This is a genomic window from Undibacterium sp. GW821-FHT07F11 (assembly GCF_059418665.1).
Map to the genome: position 1 here is coordinate 529,115 of NZ_JBWKQH010000001.1, position 19,257 is coordinate 548,371.

Below are 19,257 nucleotides of genomic sequence, written 5' to 3' on the forward strand. Positions count from 1 at the left end.
CTTTCTTTACTCTTTACTTAGTGATTGCCATAGCAGGAGTGCTGCATAGGCCCGCCACGGTGCCCAGGGCTGGGCGATGCTCAGTAATTGTTTTTCAGTCAGGCGCTCGCTTACCGGTGTCGCCAGTAAAGCCGCCGCTTTTTGCAAACCCAGGTCCCCCGCCGGAAAGGCATCCGAGAAGCGCAGGGCGCGCATGACGATGTATTGCGCCGTCCATTCGCCTATGCCTTTAACAGTCTTCAGTTTTGCCACCATCTCATCTGAACTGGCAGCCAACTGTCTTTGCAAGCCGCCATCAAGTGCAAACCGGGCGATGTTTTGCAGGGTGGCAGCACGGGCACCGGGTATGCCTATGCCTGCCAGTTGGTCTATCGACAGGTCTACGATGGTTTGCGGGCTGGGGAAGTGGTGGGTGACAGCAGCAAACGGTGTAAGCACCGGTTGACCAAAACGGGTCACCAGCCTGCCAGCGACGGTAGTAGCACCAGCCACACTGACTTGCTGGCCCAGCACGGCACGGATAGCCAGCTCAAAGCTGTCAAAGGCACCCGGCACGCGCATACCAGGCGTGCGCAGGATTTGCCCGGCCAGCAAGCTATCTGTTTGCAAGTGACTTTGTATGACAGCAGGGTTGGCTTCCAGGTCAAATTGCTGCCTGACTCTGGCCATCAAGGGCATGAGTACCGGTGCCAATGAAGGCGAGACTTGCAAGCTGAGTTGCTGTTTGGCTGGCAGATGCGCGACTTTGAGCCAGCCTTCCAGCCCATCCATCTGCACACTGCGCACATAGGCTTTGCCGCCTTTTTCATCGATGACGGCTTCCAGTCCCGGCATGGCGCGCCCGGCAAGGTAAGCGATCACTGCGTCCCAGGCATAGGGTGGGCGGTAAGCCAGTTTCAGACTAACGCCTTCGCCAGCACTATCTGCCGCACGCCGTATCGAGCCTGGTGCCATTTGATAGCGCTCTGAAAACAGGGCATTGAAGCGCCTGACACTGCCAAAACCGGCGGCAAAGGCAATCTCAGCCATCCCCAGTTGGGTTTCTTGCAGTAGTTTTTTTGCAAACAATAAACGCTGAGTTTGCGCCAGTTCTACCGGGGTCACACCAAATTCCTGCAACATGACGCGGCGCAACTGCCGTGAAGACAAGCCGACCTGATGGGAGAAATTTTCTATGTCCATTTCATTCAGAGCACCGTCAGCGATTTTTTGCCAGATGGCATGGGCAAGATTCTGTTGTATCGCATAAGGCGCAAGTTCGGGGCGGCAACGCAGGCAGGGGCGAAAACCTGCAGCCTCAGCCGCGGCAGCACTGCTGAAAAACTCACAGGACGATTCACGTGGCGTCTTGACGCCACACACCGGGCGGCAATATACGCCTGTGGTTTTGACACCAGTAAAAAACACGCCATCGAAACGGCTGTCCTTGGCGGCCAGTGCGCGGTAATAACACTGCTTTTGCGTCAAACCGTCACTGGCCTCAGTCAGCATGAGACTGGTCGCGTCAGGCGGTACTGCTGTTTGATGCTTGCCCTGCATGGTTGGTATCTGCTGTTCCATAGCCGCCACTTTCTTATGCGTAATCAATTCCCGGATAGCTAAAATTATGTACCCAATTTGCAATCTGCATTACTATCTTCAGGAATCGTTATACGCGAGTGCCAGTCACTCTTCTAGCCATTTTCGGACAAACAAATCGGGAATCATGCGCCAGGCGCTGAATTTGAATCGCAATTTACATCGTATCGTCAAGACCGCGCGCAGGCATCCGCGGCTGGCGACTTGTTTACTCGGCCAATTGAGCCAGCAAGCCGCAGCAGCCGGGCAAGCCGGCTTGCAGCTTGACGCCTGCTACCAGCGCTACCTGATACTGGAAAGACTGGGGCAGGCGCATTCCATGCAAAGCGAGCTGGAACAGGGCCTGCACATCGCTGAGCAACAGCAACTGACACGCCCGGCTGGCCTGATGCTGCTGGCACTGGGCCGTATCAGCTATACCCAGGGTGCCTACCGCGACGCCCTGATGTACTGGACGCGCTGCGTAGACCTGAGCAAGTTCAACCGTGACCAGTTGACGCTGGTAGAAGCCCATATAGGACTTGGGCAAATTTATGATGCCCTCGGTGACAGGAAAACCGCGGCACGCTTTCATACCGATGCCGGCATTTTGCTGGAGCAATTGAATGAGCCCTATCTGCTGTGCAAGCAAATCATCAACCTGGGCGTCAATGAACTCAATACCGGTGAATTACTGGCAGCAGAAGCCTGCTTTCTGAAGGCGAAAGTATTAGCCGAGCAACATGCCATCCATGAATACCTGGCCGAGACTTACTGGTATCTGGGTTTGGTCGCCAGCCGGAATACGCAACTGGATACGGCAGAAAGCCATATCCGCACCGCACTGGATCTGGCCGATGCCTGCAACTATGTCTGGTTGAAAGGCGCAGTGCTGGATTCGCTGGCCGACATATTGCGCGCAGCAGGACAATTCAATGAGGCGCTGGATGCCTATGGCAAGGCCTTGAGTTATTCAGAAAAAGTCGCCTCACGCCGACAAAAAGTACGCAGTCTGGCTGCCCTGTCAGAAATCCACGAGCAGCAAGGCAACTGGCAGCAAGCCTTGCACTTTGCCCGCTTGCATCAGCAAACCACGAGCGAGCTCAGTGAACTGGGCATGATGGACAAGTTCCATGAATTGCGTGCCTATGATTTGTCACACAAGTCACCGGTAGAAATCCTGCTGGAACTGTCATCGAATCGCTTGCTGGAAGAAGGCCAGCAAGGCGAAGTATTGCAATTGATCGCAGATACTGCCCTGGCCATCCTGAATACCGAACTGGCTGCCGTCTTTTTAATTGACGGTAATGAAGTAGGTTTGCACTGCCATGCGAAGGCGGGCAACAGCCAAGCCCAGGTCAAGGCAGAAATGCCTTGCCAGAACTTGCCACTGTTGATGCATATATTGCAGCAGGATGAAGTACCACTGGTAGGGCATGATATGCGCCTGCATGTGGTGGCGACAGAAATGAAAACATTGCTGGGGCAACAGCAATTGTATTCAGCGCTGGAAATACCCTTGCGTTTGCATGGCAAAAGCGTAGGGTTGATCTGCTTCGCACATACAAGCGGGGTCAGGAACTGGTCACGTGAAGATGTCTTGTTTGGCCGCCATCTGGGCAATCTGATACAGCAGGTGCTCAGTCACGCTGAGCATGCGCAAACCCAGAAACAACTCGAAGCCCGGGTGCTGGAGCGCACAGCCAGCTTGCAACTGCAAACCGAACAATTACAGCAGGCACACAAACATATCTACCGACTCAGCGAAATAGGCAGGGAAATCACCTCCAGCCTGGACCGCGATACCATCATGGAAATCGTCTACCGTCATGTGCATGATTTGATGGGCGCAGAAGTATTTGCCGTGGGTCTGTACCGGCCAGAACAGGAGACCATAGAATTCCCCTGTAATATCTTGCGCGGCCATCGCATGCTGCCGTATATACGCGATATCAGGGACAAGGATTTACTGTCAGCCTGGTGTGTCTCACATCAGCAGCCTATCTTTATCAGCGACATCTATACTGAATACCAGAATTACATTAGCGAAGCGGGCTTGAACAAGCTGACGGTGGACAGTGCCTACTTTGCCGGTCTGGAAAAAATCATCCCCATCTCACATATCTATGTGCCCTTGATGATCAAGGGCCGTACCGTAGGTATCATCGCCATACAAAGCACGCAAAAAAATGCCTTCCAGCGCATGCATCTGGACATCGCCATGATGCTGGCGGCCTACACTGCGATTGCTGTGGAAAATGCCGAGACTTATCAGCAACTTTTGAAAGCCCAGCAAATCCTGATTTCGCAAGAAAAACTGGCGGCGCTGGGTTCACTGGTAGCAGGCATTGCCCATGAATTGAATACCCCCATAGGAAATAGCCTGCTGACAGCGACGACCTTACAGGAACAATCAGTCCTGTTTTTACGCAAGCTGACAGAAAACACCTTGAAGCGTTCTGACCTGAACCAGTTCACGGCCACCATCAATAATGCCAATGAATTATTGCTGCGCAATCTCATGAGTGCCAGTGACCTGGTCAGCAGTTTCAAGCAAGTCTCGGTAGACCAGACCAGCCAGAAACGCAGACTGTTCAATTTGCGCAAGACTACCCTGGAAGTCATACGCACTTTGCACAATCTCATCCATAAACATGGGCATACGCTGGAAATTGATATTCCCGACGATATAGAGCTCAACAGCTTCCCCGGCCCTTATGGACAGGTACTGACCAATTTCATCAACAATGCCATGCTGCACGCCTTTGAAAACCGTGAAAACGGCAAGATGCTGTTACGTGCCCACAAGACGCCGGACAATCAGGTGCAAATCACCTTTAGCGACAATGGCAAGGGCATAGAGACTCAGGATTTGCGCCGGATTTTCGACCCCTTCTTTACCACCAAGCTGGGCCAGGGTGGCAGTGGGTTGGGGCTCAGCATAGTCCACAACCTGGTGACCACCATCCTGCATGGCAACATCGCTGTCGACAGTGCACCGGGCATGGGGACACGGTTTACCATGGATCTGCCACTCAATCCATAAGAGCTGGACAAAACAATTCTGACTGCTGCGAGACACCATACCGTCATGGTGTTTTGGGCAGTCCACATGATTTTCAGGATTGGCATACACTTACCAAGTTTGCTTATAAGTGAAAATCATGACTACTCAACGCGCCCCCGACCTGAAAACCGTGCTGCTGGCCAGCGGTATTGTCATCACCTTATCCATGGGTGTCAGGCATGGCTTTGGTTTCTGGATGCAACCCATCTCGCAAGAACATGGCTGGACCAGGGAAACCTTTTCCATGGCCATGGCCTTGCAAAACCTGATGTGGGGCGTGTTTGGCCCGCTGGCTGGCATGGTGATAGACCGTGTAGGCACGATGAAGATGATGGTGCTGGGTGCCTTTCTGTATGCCGCAGGATTGCTGTGGATGGCCTTGATTGACCAATCCGGCCTGTTCATTGTGGGTACCGGGATATTGATAGGTGCAGCACTGGCCTGTACCTCGTTTGGTGCAGTCAGCGGCATCATAGGCCGCACTGCTCCGCTGGAAAAACGCTCCTGGGCTTTTGGCATATCCTCTGCCGCTGGCTCCTTTGGCCAGTTTGTCATGATGCCCATAGAACAGCAATTGATCGATCACGCGGGCTGGCAAAATGCTTTCTATGTGCTGGCAGCACTGGTCGTGGTGTTGATGGTACCCATGGCCTGGAAGCTGCGCGAACCGGCACTGGAACAAGCCGCCGGCCCGCAGCAAAGCATTACCGAAGCGATACGCGAAGCCTTTGCCTATAAACCATTTTTGCTGCTGGTGGCCGGTTATTTCGTCTGTGGCTTCCAGCTGGTTTTTATCGGCGTGCACATGCCTGCCTACTTGAAAGACAAGGGCGTCATGGACCCCAGCGTCGCCGTGTATGCGCTGGCGCTGATCGGCCTGTTCAATATCTTCGGCTCTTATTATGCGGGCAAGCTGGGTGGCATGTTCCCCAAACCCTATCTGCTGTCAGCCATCTATCTGGCGCGCGGCATCGTCATAGGTCTGTTCTTGCTGGCACCGTTGACACCCTATTCTGTCTATCTCTTCGCCGCAGCGCTGGGCTTGTTGTGGCTCTCCACCGTACCATTGACGAATGGTGTCGTTGCCGGGATTTTTGGTGTCAAGTATTTGTCGATGTTGTCAGGCTTTGTCTTCTTCTCCCATCAGGTGGGCAGCTTTATCGGTGTCTGGCTGGGTGGCTATATCTATACCAGGACCGGCAGCTACAATATGGTGTGGGGCATCGTCCTGGCGCTGGGTATCTTTGCCGCGCTGGTGAATTTGCCTATCAGTGAAAAACCTATAGTCCGCGCCAATCCAGCTCCGGCCTGAGCAAGCACTATTAAAATCATGTCCAAACAATTATCGCGAAGATTATTGCGTCTGCTCTGGGGCAGCATCATCGCTATGGTGCTGGCCCTGGTGTTTTTCGCTTATCTGCGTCCTTCTTTCATACTTGACCTGGCGAACCGCTTCGTCATGTGTTGAAAGCAGATTTTTGCAGACAGTTTTTTACACATTTTTTAGCGCCTCAGGGCGCTATTTTTTTTGCCCAGATTGAACGATCTTTCCAGTTGAGGGTCTGCTACACTGGGTTCCCTTTTTGATCAAAGATACTGGTAAAACTACATGAACAAACATTTACTGCTCATTTTGCTGGGTACGGCACTGGCCACACCCGGCAGCTATGTCGTTGCTGCCGAAGCTAAAGAAGCTGGGCAGGCCGTCTCGCAAAAGAAAACTGCCAGCAAACTGGCGGACAATCCCTTTGCCAGTATCAGCAAACTGCCTTACCACTATCCGGCTTTTGACCAGATCAAGAATGAACACTACGGACCTGCCTTCACCGAAGGCATGCTTCAGCATGCTGCTGAAATTACGCTGATTGCCAGCAACCGTGCCGCCCCCACATTTGAAAATACCGTAGTCGCCATGGAACGTGCGGGCCAGATGCTGAACCGCGTCTCCACTGTCTTCTTCAGCCTGACAGGTGCGAATACCAATCCTGCGCTGGAAGCCCTGTCGCGTGACCTGGCACCCAAGCTGGCTGCTCATCAGGACCAGATTTTCCTGAATGCACGCCTGTTCCAGCGCATCAGCAAATTATATGAAGCACGCCAGGCACTGAAGCTGGATGCAGAATCAGAACGCTTGCTGGAACGCTATTACACAGACTTTGTGCGCGCCGGTGCCAGGCTGGGCGACAAGGATAAGCAAAAACTGAAGAGCCTGAATGCACAATTGGCCAGCCTGTCTACCAAGTTCAGCCAGAATGTGTTGAAAGAAACCAATGCCTCGGCCATCGTCGTCGATAGCAAGGCAGAATTGCAGGGCTTGTCTGAAGAAGAAATCGCCAGCGCCGCTGAAGCTGCCAAGACGCGTGGCTTGAAAGATAAATTCGTGATACCGCTCATGAATACTACTGGCCAGCCATTTGAGGCCAGCCTGGCAAATCGTGCCCTGCGCCAGCGCCTGCATGAAGCATCGGTCAACCGTGGCAGCCATGGCGGTGAATTTGATAACCGTCAGGTCGCCATCGACCTGGCACGCCTGCGCGCTGAACGTGCCACCCTGCTGGGTTATGCCAACCACGCCGCCTATGGCCTGGAAGACGAAACCGCCAAAACCACTACGGCAGTCAACAAGATGCTGAGTGAGCTGGCACCGGCAGCAGTGAATAACGCAAAAGCCGAAGGCGCAGAGCTGCAAAAAATCATCGATGCACAGCAAGGTAATTTCAAGCTGGCGGCATGGGACTGGGCATTTTATACCGAGCAATTGCGCAAGGCGAAATACAGCTTTGACGACAGCCAGTTGCGCCCTTATTTTGAATTGAAGAATGTGCTGGAAAACGGCGTCTTCTTTGCGGCCACCAAACTATATGGCATCACTTTCAAGGAACGCACGGACTTGCCGGTGTATCACCCCAGCGTCAAGGTGTATGAAATATTTGATGCAGATGGCAAGAGCATGGCCTTGTTCATTGCCGACATGTATGCGCGCGACACCAAGCGTGGCGGTGCCTGGATGAATGCCTATGTAGAACAATCCACGCTGTTTGGTACTCAGCCTGTGATTGCCAATCACCTCAATATCCCGCAACCGCCAACAGGTCAACCTACCCTGCTGACCTTTGATGAAGTGCGCACCGCTTTTCATGAATTTGGCCATGCCCTGCACGGCCTGTTCTCGAATGTGAAGTACCCACGTTTTTCTGGCACCAATGTGCCGCGTGACTTTGTCGAATATCCTTCACAAGTCAATGAAATGTGGGCGACCTGGCCTGAGGTATTGAAAAACTACGCCAGACATTATCAAAATGGTGAAGTGATACCGCAAAGCCTGGTCGATAAAATCACGGCAGCCAATAAATTCAATCAGGGTTTTGCGACGACTGAATACCTGGCTGCATCCTTACTGGACCAGCGCTGGCATCAACTGACGCCTGCGCAGATACCAAAAGATGCCCTGGCTTTTGAGGCAGACGCATTGAAACAGGCAGGCGTGGACTTTGCGCCAGTGCCGCCGCGTTACCGCAGCACGTATTTCTCCCATATCTTTGGTGGTGGCTATTCAGCTGGTTATTACGCCTATCTGTGGAGTGAAGTGCTGGATGCCGAGAGCGTGGAATGGTTCAAGGAAAACGGTGGTCTGAACCGCAAGAATGGCGACTGGTTCCGTCAGCAATTATTGTCCAAGGGGGGCAGCATGGACCCGCTGGAATCTTTCCGCAATTTCCGTGGTCGCGAGCCGAAGATAGAACCATTGCTGATACGCCGTGGTTTGCAAAAGCAATAGGACGAGATGAAGTGAGGAGCTATGCAAATAAATCTGCATAGCTTAGTTCACTGAACACTAAAGACATTAAAAACGGATCAAAAAAAGAGGGAACATTATTCAATGTTCCCTCTTTTCATTTATTTGACTTCAACTGAATTTACTCAAGCTTCCAGACAAAATCAACCTTTGCCCACAGCTGATCTGGTTTACCATCCTTGGTACCTGGCTTGAATTTACACTGGCTCAATGCGCCCAATGCAGCCTTGTCCAGGCTCTTGGATCCGCTGGATTTTTCGACTTTGGATTCAACAACCTTGCCATCTGTGCTGATGAGAAAACCCATGGTAACCGTGCCGGTTTCTTCATTCATCAAAGCTGCTTTTGGGTACTTTGGCGGTTCGCAGGATTTGCTATCCATGACTGGCGAAGTTTCGGCAGCCATGACAGATGCACTGGCGCACAGCAATAAGGATGAAATGAGAATTGATAATTGTGGTTTCATAGAACTCTTTGTATTCATTTTCTATTCAGTATAAAAAATTTCCAACAGATTTCAAGGCTAGACACTATTCGCAACAATTGGCGTTTAATTGTTGCGAGCTTAAGTGCTAATGATCAATCATCAGCACTTAACATTATCTGTGTCAGAACTCTTCCCATTCATCAGCGCTATTTGCTGCGGCTGCTTTTTTCGGTGCAGTTCTGGCGGCTGGTAAAGACTTTACCTGACTGCTTCTTGCTTTGGTCTTGATGGCTACCGGTTCTACCCGGCGCACCGGTGCCTGTGCTACCGGAGCAGCAATTTGCTGGACACGTTCACTTGCATGCAATTTAAAGACGCTGACCACTTTTGCCAGCTCAGACGCCTGATCTTGCAGGCTTTGAGCGGCCGCTGCTGCTTCTTCCACCAAGGCTGCATTTTGCTGGGTCATGCCGTCCATTTCGATGATGGCATGGTTGACGTGCTCAATACCTACGCTTTGCTCCTGGCTCGCTGCGCTGATTTCGGCAATGATGTCAGTCACATGTTTAACGCTGGAGACCACCTGGTCTATCGTCACACCCGCCTGGCCAACCAGTTTGGTACCGATTTCGACTTTCTCTACTGAAGTGCCGATCAGGGTTTTAATTTCCTTGGCAGCAGCAGCACTGCGTTGGGCCAGGTTGCGCACTTCCGCAGCAACGACCGCAAAACCGCGGCCTTGTTCACCGGCACGGGCAGCTTCTACGGCGGCATTCAAGGCCAGGATATTGGTCTGGAAAGCGATGCCATCAATAACACTGATGATGTCGACAATTTTCTTGGACGATTCATTGATGGAGCCCATGGTATCGACCACTTGGGCAACCACTACACCACCCTGACGCGCGACTTCAGATGCAGATGCAGCCAGTTGATTGGCTTCGCGTGCATTGTCAGCATTTTGTTTTACCGTGGTCGTCAATTCTTTCATGGACGAAGTGGTTTTTTCCAGCGAGCTGGCTTGCTGCTCGGTGCGGGAAGACAGATCCAGATTACCAGTGGTAATTTCGCTGGATGCAGTGGCGATGGTATCCGTGCCATTACGCACCTGGGCGACGATATTCACCAGGCTGTCGCGCATGTTTTTCATTTCATATAACAGACTGGTACTGTCACCGGATTTCAAATCGATAGGCGCCGTCAGGTCACCTGCGGCAATTTGACCGGCGATAGTGGCAGCATAATCAGGTTCGCCGCCTAACTGGCTGAGCAAGCTGCGGCTGATCTTGAATGCAGCAAAAATACCAGCAACCAGTGCCAGACCACCCAGGGTCAGCATCATGCTTGTTGCCGCTTTAAAAGCGGCACTTGCTTCATCGGCAGTCTGGGTATTGAGTTTATCTTCCAGCGTGACCAGTTCGTCCAGCGTATCCAGCCATTTTTTCTGTACCGGACGCAATTTCTTGATCAGGGTAATAGTGGCAGCTTCGGCATTATTTGCCAGGCCCAGTTCCTGTGCTTTGGCAGGCAGGGCGGCAGCAGCGGTTTCTGCCTCTTTCAACTTGGTCAGCAAGGTTTTTTTCTCTGCCGAGACATTGCCTTCTTCAGCAGCCATCTTGCTTAATTTTTCATCAGCCGTTGCGTACTGCTTGGATTGCTCGGCAATCTTTTTCAGTTCCGGCTCCATATCTGCTGCATCATTCAACAAGGTCAGATTACGCAGCGACACCATGCGATCATAAACGATGGCGCGCATATCCAATGCCAGACGGGTCTCGGCATTGCTGACATTCACGATTTTCTCCAGTCGCCCCTGAATCTGGGACATTCTTGAAATGCCGACAATGGTTACGGCAATTAAAAACGTCAAAACCAGAGCAAAGCCCAGTCCCAGACGTCTGCTTACTGTCATTTTTGATAAATTCATTTGCTTGACTGGTGTGAAAAATGGTTGAGGAAGATGAGAACAAAGATGTTACAAAGTACTACGTCGCTTGCTTATCATTGCCGGAAAAATTACCATCAAGCCACTTTATCTTATAAATGCATGATGAAGCGTGCATTTATTGAAAGTACGGCTGTTAATCAACGGAAAAGCAATAGATAAAGTTAGAAATATACTCGAATTTTGCTCAGTAGCAAGGGCTTTTTGCGTGCGTTTTCGCTCAAAGAATTGACTACAAGCGGCAATTTATTTCCATTTAGACAGGTATAAAAGTTTGCTTATTTTTTTTGCAGATTAACTATACTCGCCCCAGTTGTCCGATGACTGAATTTTCTTCACAATTTTCACGATTTCCCCATGGCAACATCGCTTTATTGAAAAATCATCACGCCTTGTAAATAGTAGAAAATATTTCGTTAAAGAAAGAAAATTTATTTTCAATATTTGTGCCAGCATAGCAAAATTTGAAAAAAAACCCGGACAAGTCCGGGTTTTTTTCTGATTGAAACTTAAATCAGTATTTGTATTGCGCAGTCACATAGAAGGTACGGCCCAGAGGGTCAGTATAGCGACCATCGTAACCAACCTGATTACCACCACCTGTATTACGGATAGTGAATGGAGGGTCAACATTGAACAGATTGCGGATACCGCCTGTGATTGTCAGGTTCTTGATGACCTTGGCTTGCAACTGGTAATCAATAGTCGTGTAGTTGCTGACATCACGGTTCATATCCACCAGACCACCGACGCTACCATCAGCATTCACGGAACGTACATAGCCATCACCAGCAGCCGCCACTTTGTCGTGGTAACCGGAACGGTAGTTCATTGTAACGCTATGAGTGTACTGATCGGATACCTTCAACGAAGTCACCAGTCTGGAGATAACCCGGAAGGTAACATCGTCATAAGAGTCAAAACGACCGATACTGCTTTCTTTCTTGGCGCCTGGCACATCTTTTTCTGCCGTCAGCATATAAGTACCAGACCAGTTCACATTCAGCTTACCGATAGGCAGGGCTGATTTGAACGTGGCATCCCAGTCCAGACCGGAATAACGGGAGCTGGCCAGATTCACAGGACTGCGATTTGCCACCAGGACTTTGGACTTCTGGATAGGATCGTAGTACAGGGAAATGTATTGATCAGCCAGTGAAGGCGTCGTGAAAATCAAATCCTGGGACAATTTCTGGATTTGGTTTTTCAGTTTCACATCCCACCAGTCCAGGCCCAGGGACAGGTTGCTGCTTGGTTCAAGGCGGAAACCAAATGCTGCCTGTTTGGATTCTTCTGCTTTCAGCGCATCTGCGCCTGTGCTTGGGTTACCTTTTTTCAACAGACCGTATTCCGACGTACCACGGCAATATGGGAAACGTGGGTCAGTTGCTTTGGTGATAGGGCAAGGGAAGAAATTCGAAGAACCATCGTTTTTCAATGGGTCAGAAATATCATTCAACGTCGGTGCCTTGAAGCCTGTGCCATAAGAACCGCGCAGCATCAGACTTTGGACAGGCTGATAACGTGCAGACAATTTATAGGTTGCCTTGGAAACAGACACACCCTGGGTACCAGGCTGTGACGCATTACCATTGACGTCATAGCTGACATTGTCTTTCTTGACAGCGTCATAGCTGTCGTAACGCACAGCTGCTGTGACATCCATGTTTTTGATGACAGGCATCAGCAATTCGCCGAATGTACCCCAGCTCTTGCGGGAAGCTACCAAGCCTTGCGAACCGGTAGAGCCACCAATGATAACGTCAGTCCAGGCAGGATGCTGAGGACCAGGCCCCTGCACAAGTTCGCTAGGTGCATCATTGAAAGACTGCTTGGTCATATCCGCACCCAGACCCAGTTGCGCCTTGCCACCGCTCATCTCAAACAATTCTTTGGATGCATGAGCACTGAGGACATCAATCTTGGATTTGGTGACACTCAGGTTTTCTTGCAATACTGCAGGTGCCAGGATGGCTGATGCATTCTGATTGATGATGTAAGGATTATAAGCACCTGATTTGACCAAAGCATCAAAGCGGTTAGCACTCATGTACCCGGAAACGGCATCATCTTTTTCTGTGTTTTCGGAATGGGTATAACTAGCGCTGACATCCCAACCCATCAGGTTACTGTCCAGACCCAGCACCAGGTGACGAGCTTCAGTCTTGTAATCATCAGCACGGCCACCTGCATCACGTGCACGGAAATAGAAGAAGGCATCAGTCACGTCATTAGGATTAATACCTTGTCCAGCCAGCAGTGGTACGACAGACTTGTTATAGGCACCAATGTAATTCGGGTTGATGACTTTCTGGCCAGTCACAGGGTCTGTGCTGAACGTAGTCAATGGCTGGGCTGGTGCTGCATAGCGAGCCTTGTTGGAGAAATTGGACATGACCAATTCACCAAACAAAGTTGTGTCCTTGCCGATTTTCAAATTACCGGAAGCAAAGAAGCTGTCGCGCTTGAGTTCTGGCAGCAATTGTACTGTCGACGCATAGTCATAACGACATACACCGCCACGTTCGAAAGTGTTAGGGCCATTACATTTGCCAGTATTCACCAGGTCTGGCGAGAATGTCGCATTATTACCCAGAGAATCATAGATGTCGGCATTGGCAGGTATCGAGTTGATACTGGTTTGCCAGGTGGCGTACATCTTGCCATCTTTCATGAACTTCTGGACACCGGAATTGGCGAAGTGGCGTTGAGTAGCCTCCAGAGGTTTTTGTTCGTCATGGCTATACGCGAACAGGACGTTAAAGCCGTCTTTTTCAGGGTCACCGAAGCCTTTGGAAATGGAGAAGTTACCACTACGGCCACCGCTTTGTTGCGGGCTGGTCAGAGTTGCTTCTACATTCAGATCTGTCTGGTTCTTTTTCAGAATGAAGTTGACAACACCGGCAATCGCATCTGAGCCATACAGTGTAGAAGCGCCGTCAGTCAAAATCTCAACGCGCTCAACTGCAGACAAAGGAATACTGCCCAGGTTGACGGCACTACCTGTGCCATACGGTGCCATACGGCGACCATTCAACAATACCAGAGTGTAGTCAGTACCGATCGCGTGGATGGAGGCAGACTGGCGACCAGCACCGCCACCGTTGACGGAAGTGGATGCAGTGATAAAGCCTTGCATGGCAGGGAGGGCAGCGACGAGGTCGGCCACATTATTTGCACCACTTTGTTCGATGTCTTTACGGCTCAGAGTTTGCACAGGCAATGCGCCTTCTTGTGCTATCCGTTTGATCGAGGAACCCGTGATTTCCACTTTTTGTACGTCTTGCGACATCGCTGGTTGTGCCAGCAAACCTGCACCGACCGCGACACCACCCAAAAACATCAGGCGTACGGATCGGGCCAACATTTTTTCTACCATGACTAAACCCCCAAAAATGTAACTAATGAGCGAGGCCGCCCGGACAAGACCCTGATTGGTAACCAGAATCCCCTATTTGCCCGGAACAGCCAGATTATCTTTTCTGGATTATTTTTAGCGGAAAATGAAAAAAGCAATTCATCGCAATTTGTTCATCATTTGTCTGTTTCAATTACAGCTTCATTTTCCGAAAAAAAATCTCCTTGTCATGGAACCATTTGAAAACTTTGATGTCAAGACTGCTTATTTTGTTTAAAAAACCGGATTTTTCCTGCCTGCAAGCCAAAATGTTAAAAATGTGCAGGTCATAAAATTACGCAAGATGAACTGTTGTGTAATAACGTCGGCCTGCGATATTTATATTTAATTTAGCTATTTATTCGTATCCAAGAATTTGCACCCGCCTAAAAGCCTGAATGACAGGATAAAAAATGGGCACTTATAGACCTTGCACCATTTTGGACTTGATTTGACGTTGCTTTTTTCACCATCTGAAATTTGTATGTACAATTTCAGATGTTTTGAAAGAACTCGAATGGAAATTTTTCTTTCCATCGAGAACGATAGAACGCCTCATTCAATGATTTGACTTGTCTCTTAATGACAACAAGTTATAGTTTACGCCTAAAACGTTATGTGTTTTATTGATAACTTTTTTGAATTAATGAGCTTTCATTTCATCAACTTATCCAACGACCTGCGCCGTCTTTAAGTCAAAAACAAGTAAAAACTTGATGCCGATGAAGACAGGTCAGTGCATACATCCTCTGTGATCACCATCCTTGAGCCCGGGGGCTTGTGCCAGACTATCAACATGTGATGGCTATCTCCCCAAAGGAAATAGGACAGCTACAGACAAGTTTTATCGCTTGCAGGAAGTCTTGCTGAACCCGGCAAGAGCGGGCCCCTGATTTGTATCGCAAAGAAGAATGCGCATAATAAAAAACCCCACAAGCACGCTTGCGGGGTTTTTTATTTCAGCAATTGTTCGTATCACCAACACCGGTATAGCAAGTCCGGTGTGATCATACTAAGCTACGCCAACATTAGAACGTGTAACGTCCACCGATGTTGAAGTAACGGCCAACTGCGCCTGATTGATGCAGGGATGGGTTGTAGTTGATACGGCCATAAGTCTGGACGTCCAACGGTGCCATCTTGTCAAACAGGTTAGTGATGGATGCTGTGAATTCCAGGTTTTTGGACATTTTCCATTTACCAAACACATCAACTGTCGTGAATGCAGCTACGCGGCAACCCAGGTATGGATTGTGGTTTGCATCAGTATCCAGGCAGTCGCCACCAATTTCATTGGTGTCGCTGATGCTGGATACGTGGTTGATGTTACCGGACACTGTCCAAGGACCACGTTCCCAACCCAGGCTCAGGCTGACTTTAGTACGTGGTGTACCGCCGTCACCGGACAAGTTCACGTCACCGTGAGTACCAGCAAATTCATGCACAGTACCATCAGCGTCAGTTCTTCTGAATTCATGCATGTAAGTCACAACCAGGCCAGCATTCAACTTACCGTTGGAACCCAGGTCAAACTTGCTGCGCATGTCCAGATCCAGACCCGAAGTTTGTGTCTTACCAGCATTCAGGTAAGGCGCTTTCACCATCAGGATAGGACCAACCAGGCCAGGGAAGTTTGTTGTTGGTTCGCCGCGGACGATTTGTGCATCTGGGTAACCAGCTGGATTGGTAACAATCGCGCTAGGGTCAGAACCACCGATTTCGCCGTCACGGACAATTTTCCACCAGTCCAGGGAGATACTGAAGTTCTTGACTGGTTCTACAACAAAACCAAGGCTATAGCTCTTGGATGTTTCTGGTTTGATGTTTTTGTTACCGATCGTGATCGCACCAACACTTTGTGAAGAGCAATCTGCTGGCAATTTGGTCACTGCGCAACGGATAGGATCACTAGGGATGTTAGTAAATGCAGCTACAGCGGAATCACCGTTCTCTGCCGCGCTAGGAGCACGGAAACCTTCAGCATACGTACCACGGAATGCAATGGTATTAGTAGGTGTGAATTTGAAACCGGCTTTAGGCGTAGTAGAACGGCCATAGTCAGAGTATTTGTCTGAACGGGCAGCCAATTGGAATTCCAGGGATTTCAATACCGGGATAGCCAATTCTGTGTAGATCGCTGTTACATTGCGTGAACCTTTAGCAGCAGAGTAACCCAGGCCAGCGATATCATTCGTGTTAGTGAATGGTGTTGCTTCGCTGTTGGTTTCTTCTTTACGGTACTCGGCACCAACCGCGATAGCCATTGCACCACCGGCCAATTGCGTCAATTCACGAGTTGCTTTGAAGTCTACCGATGTGCTCTTGGTCACGCCGGAGTTTTTCAAAGTTGGAGAAACCAGGGCCAGAACTTCAGGTGTATTCACACGGCCTTGACCGATACGGAATGTACCATTTGCTACTGCTGCTTTCAAAGCAGATTGACGATAGTAGCCATTTTGAGTCTTGTCTGTTTTGCTTTCAGCATACAGGAAGCCAGCATCGTAATCCCACTCAGCAACTGTACCTTTTACGCCAGCCAGGAAACGGGTAACTGTAGTTTCCAGATCAGCAGTGCGAGGACGTGCAGCATCAGCCCAACGTGGACGTGCGCGTGAGTCAGCAAATGGATTGTCTGGATGACCGATAGGCAGCAGCAACTGGTCAGGGCCTGTGCTTGTATTGTTAACACGGGCGTTCACCAGATCAAAACCAGCGCCGGTCAGGCCGGATGGTGTTGTTTGTGTTTTTGCCTTGCTGTTGAACAAGCCCAATTCTGTGTACGCTGTGGTTTTGTCATTGATGGCAAAAGTACCACGTGCATACAAATTCAGGTTTTGAGTTTCTGGCTGAATAGTTTGGTATGCCACTGGATCGAACAAGCAACCGCCGCCGCCGTTGTCGAGTGATGTACCGCCAACTGGATCCAGATTTGCTGCAGAGCAAGTGCCTGGCAATTGTTTTACGTTACCCGCTGCACCAGCAATTGTGCCGCCAGCAGCGTTCACTGGACGTACTGTGCCCAGGAAGTTGGAACCGCCGCCGTTACCGGAAGTGATGAAGCCAGCGCGTTGATCGCGACCACCCCATGGACGTGCATCAGCTTGGCCAATGTAGTCGCTACGGTCTTTTTGCCAGATTTTTTCTTGCTTCTTGGCATCAATCGTCATGAAGAGATTGTATTTGTCTGTTTGCAGGTTACCGAAACCGATCGCTGCGGAAGCGCTCAGGTTGCGGCCATCGCCACGGGAAGACTGGCCGATATTGGCGGCAACAGATTGACCTACATAGTTTTGACGCAGGATAACGTTAACCACGCCAGCGATAGCGTCAGAACCGTAAATCGCAGATGCGCCATCTTTCAGGATTTCGATACGATCAACTGCATCCAGTGGGATGGAGTTCAAATCGACGAAGCTGCGTTGACCGTCATCACCGAAACCATACGGTGCTGTACGGCGACCATTGATCAGAACGAGAGTCGAGCTAACGCTCAGACCACGCAGGGAAACACCCGAAGCGCTACCGGCAAAGCCGTTAGTGAAAGAACCACTGATACTGCCGTTATTGTCAGCAGAGATACTGCGGACTACGTCAGCAATGGAAGTTTTGCCTGTTTGTTCGATGTCTTTACGGCTCAGGATTTGAGTCGTTGCAACACCCTCTGTTTCAGTACGTTTAATACTGGAACCGGTAATTTCAACTTTCTGTACACCTTCTTGTGCGAAAGTCGGTTGAGCCAGCATACCCATGCCCAACAACAAACCACTTGAACAGATCAGTCGTACCGATCTCGAAATTGTTTTTTCTTTTATCACTATTGCGCTCCGTTCTTTATATGTTCTAAACAAAATCTGGCGAAAACCAAACAAACTTTGCCAAATTGCAAAACTGCCAAATAATATGGAAATTTTTTTTTACGCGTGGGAAATTTTGAGAAATTACTTTCAAAAAATTTGCCTCAGCATGAGAACATCTAAGAGATTCCATTGTCAATATTGATAGAATGCATGCGGCGGAAAAACAACAATATGCAGATATGACAACGAATAGACAGAGCAGAGCATCTGCTTTTGACTATGAAACTATAGAAAAGTTTCAAATAGAAGGGAGTTTTTTTGTATCAATAATTCCAAATGGAAACATTAATACAAAAGAAATAATTTGCACCTGATTAATCCGGATTGAAAACCAGTTGCTGCGAGAAATTTTGCACCAAAATGTATCTAAATAAAACAGTTTGTATCGCTTAAAACCTTATTTTCACTATATTTAACTGAAATTTTGGTCCACTTTTAGCGTAATTTGCATCGAAATGCAGAAAAAACCAACAAAAAACCCCGGCGTACCGGGGTTTTTTGTTTACCTGAGTCTCGTGGAGACCCATATGAGTACAGCAAAGGCTTATTTTGCAGATGCCTCAGCAGAAGCTGCTGCCGGTGCCTTGACTTCAGGCTCCTTGAACTTGGCGCCACCTGCATTGGCCAGATGCACGACTGCGCGTGCAACTTCAATATCATCCAGATCAGGATTACCGCCTTTGGCTGGCATCCCACGCAAACCACCTATCGCATTGGCAACTACCTTGTCATAGCCTTGTGCAATGCGTGGTCCCCAGGCAGCAGCATCGCCAAATTTAGGGGCATTGGCTGCACCAGTGTCATGGCAAGCTGAACAGATAGTTTTATAAACTGTTTCGCCAGATTGCAAAGTCTTTGGGCCATTGGCATCCTTGAAATTAAAACCTTGATCAGCTACCGGGCTGATACGGGCGGCAACCGCTTCTGGTGTCAATGCAGAAGAACCTGCGCCGACTTTTTTGTCATTCGATACAAACTGTACCAGCAAGACAATGGCGATAATGGGGACCAGGAATCCAGCGAGAACTGCAACGATAAGTTGCTTAGGGGTCTTGATCGCTGATTCGTGTTCGTCGTGCGCGTCGCTCATGGTTTCCTCAATGCAAATAAATTAGGTACAGAAAATTCTTAGTCTATGCTTGCAGGCAACTTTAACCGCAAGTGCCAAAGCTTGGGATTATAGTGCGAAAGCGCTTTGTTTGGAACGAAAA

10 protein-coding genes are annotated in these 19,257 nt (G+C 49.6%); 4 read left to right on the forward strand and 6 right to left on the reverse strand.

What is annotated here, in order from left to right; translation table 11 throughout:
• Window positions 1-6: 6 nt before the first annotated feature.
• Window positions 7-1,560, reverse strand: coding sequence for a DNA-3-methyladenine glycosylase 2 family protein (locus AC07OI_RS02270; protein WP_492704043.1), 1,554 nt, complete (start codon window positions 1,558-1,560; stop codon window positions 7-9).
• Window positions 1,561-1,723: 163 nt separating this feature from the next.
• Between AC07OI_RS02270 and AC07OI_RS02275 the strand changes: the two genes are divergently transcribed.
• The 4 genes from AC07OI_RS02275 to AC07OI_RS02290 all read left to right on the forward strand — a co-directional run bounded on the left by AC07OI_RS02275 (window position 1,724) and on the right by AC07OI_RS02290 (window position 8,402).
• A complete protein-coding gene (locus AC07OI_RS02275) occupies window positions 1,724-4,603 on the forward strand; it encodes an ATP-binding protein (protein WP_495256156.1) in 2,880 nt (959 codons plus the stop codon).
• A gap of 118 nt (window positions 4,604-4,721) precedes the next feature.
• On the forward strand, window positions 4,722-5,936 hold the full coding sequence (locus AC07OI_RS02280) for an MFS transporter (protein ID WP_495256157.1): 1,215 nt from the start codon (window positions 4,722-4,724) through the stop codon (window positions 5,934-5,936).
• Window positions 5,937-5,954: 18 nt separating this feature from the next.
• Window positions 5,955-6,092: a hypothetical protein gene (locus AC07OI_RS02285; protein ID WP_492704047.1), complete on the forward strand. Its 138-nt coding sequence runs from the start codon at window positions 5,955-5,957 to the stop codon at window positions 6,090-6,092.
• Window positions 6,093-6,233: 141 nt separating this feature from the next.
• The gene (locus AC07OI_RS02290) at window positions 6,234-8,402 is read left to right on the forward strand and encodes a M3 family metallopeptidase (protein WP_495256158.1); all 2,169 of its coding nucleotides are present in this window, start codon (window positions 6,234-6,236) and stop codon (window positions 8,400-8,402) included.
• 139 nt (window positions 8,403-8,541) lie between these two features.
• Here AC07OI_RS02290 and AC07OI_RS02295 read toward each other — a convergent pair whose 3' ends face one another.
• From AC07OI_RS02295 to AC07OI_RS02315, 5 genes are all read right to left on the reverse strand, one after another.
• On the reverse strand, window positions 8,542-8,826 hold the full coding sequence (locus AC07OI_RS02295) for an energy transducer TonB (RefSeq protein ID WP_423006498.1): 285 nt from the start codon (window positions 8,824-8,826) through the stop codon (window positions 8,542-8,544).
• Window positions 8,827-9,028: 202 nt separating this feature from the next.
• Entirely contained in the window at window positions 9,029-10,759 is a 1,731-nt protein-coding gene (locus AC07OI_RS02300; protein ID WP_492704051.1) for a methyl-accepting chemotaxis protein, read from the reverse strand.
• 547 nt (window positions 10,760-11,306) lie between these two features.
• Entirely contained in the window at window positions 11,307-14,159 is a 2,853-nt protein-coding gene (locus AC07OI_RS02305; RefSeq protein WP_492704053.1) for a TonB-dependent receptor domain-containing protein, read from the reverse strand.
• Window positions 14,160-15,217: 1,058 nt separating this feature from the next.
• Window positions 15,218-18,004, reverse strand: coding sequence for a TonB-dependent receptor (locus AC07OI_RS02310; RefSeq protein WP_492704055.1), 2,787 nt, complete (start codon window positions 18,002-18,004; stop codon window positions 15,218-15,220).
• A 586-nt stretch (window positions 18,005-18,590) separates the two neighbouring features.
• Entirely contained in the window at window positions 18,591-19,136 is a 546-nt protein-coding gene (locus AC07OI_RS02315) for a c-type cytochrome (protein WP_492704057.1), read from the reverse strand.
• Between the last annotated feature and the right edge of the window lie 121 nt (window positions 19,137-19,257).

Bases quoted from the DNA above. Each gene is read 5' to 3' on its own strand.
- AC07OI_RS02270 (WP_492704043.1), bottom strand. From the start codon at position 1,560: ATGGAACAGCAGATACCAACCATGCAGGGCAAGCATCAAACAGCAGTA.
- AC07OI_RS02280 (WP_495256157.1), top strand. From the start codon at position 4,722: ATGACTACTCAACGCGCCCCCGACCTGAAAACCGTGCTGCTGGCCAGC.
- AC07OI_RS02285 (WP_492704047.1), top strand. From the start codon at position 5,955: ATGTCCAAACAATTATCGCGAAGATTATTGCGTCTGCTCTGGGGCAGC.
- AC07OI_RS02290 (WP_495256158.1), top strand. From the start codon at position 6,234: ATGAACAAACATTTACTGCTCATTTTGCTGGGTACGGCACTGGCCACA.
- AC07OI_RS02295 (WP_423006498.1), bottom strand. From the start codon at position 8,826: ATGGCTGCCGAAACTTCGCCAGTCATGGATAGCAAATCCTGCGAACCG.
- AC07OI_RS02300 (WP_492704051.1), bottom strand. From the start codon at position 10,759: ATGACAGTAAGCAGACGTCTGGGACTGGGCTTTGCTCTGGTTTTGACG.
- AC07OI_RS02305 (WP_492704053.1), bottom strand. From the start codon at position 14,159: ATGTTGGCCCGATCCGTACGCCTGATGTTTTTGGGTGGTGTCGCGGTC.
- AC07OI_RS02315 (WP_492704057.1), bottom strand. From the start codon at position 19,136: ATGAGCGACGCGCACGACGAACACGAATCAGCGATCAAGACCCCTAAG.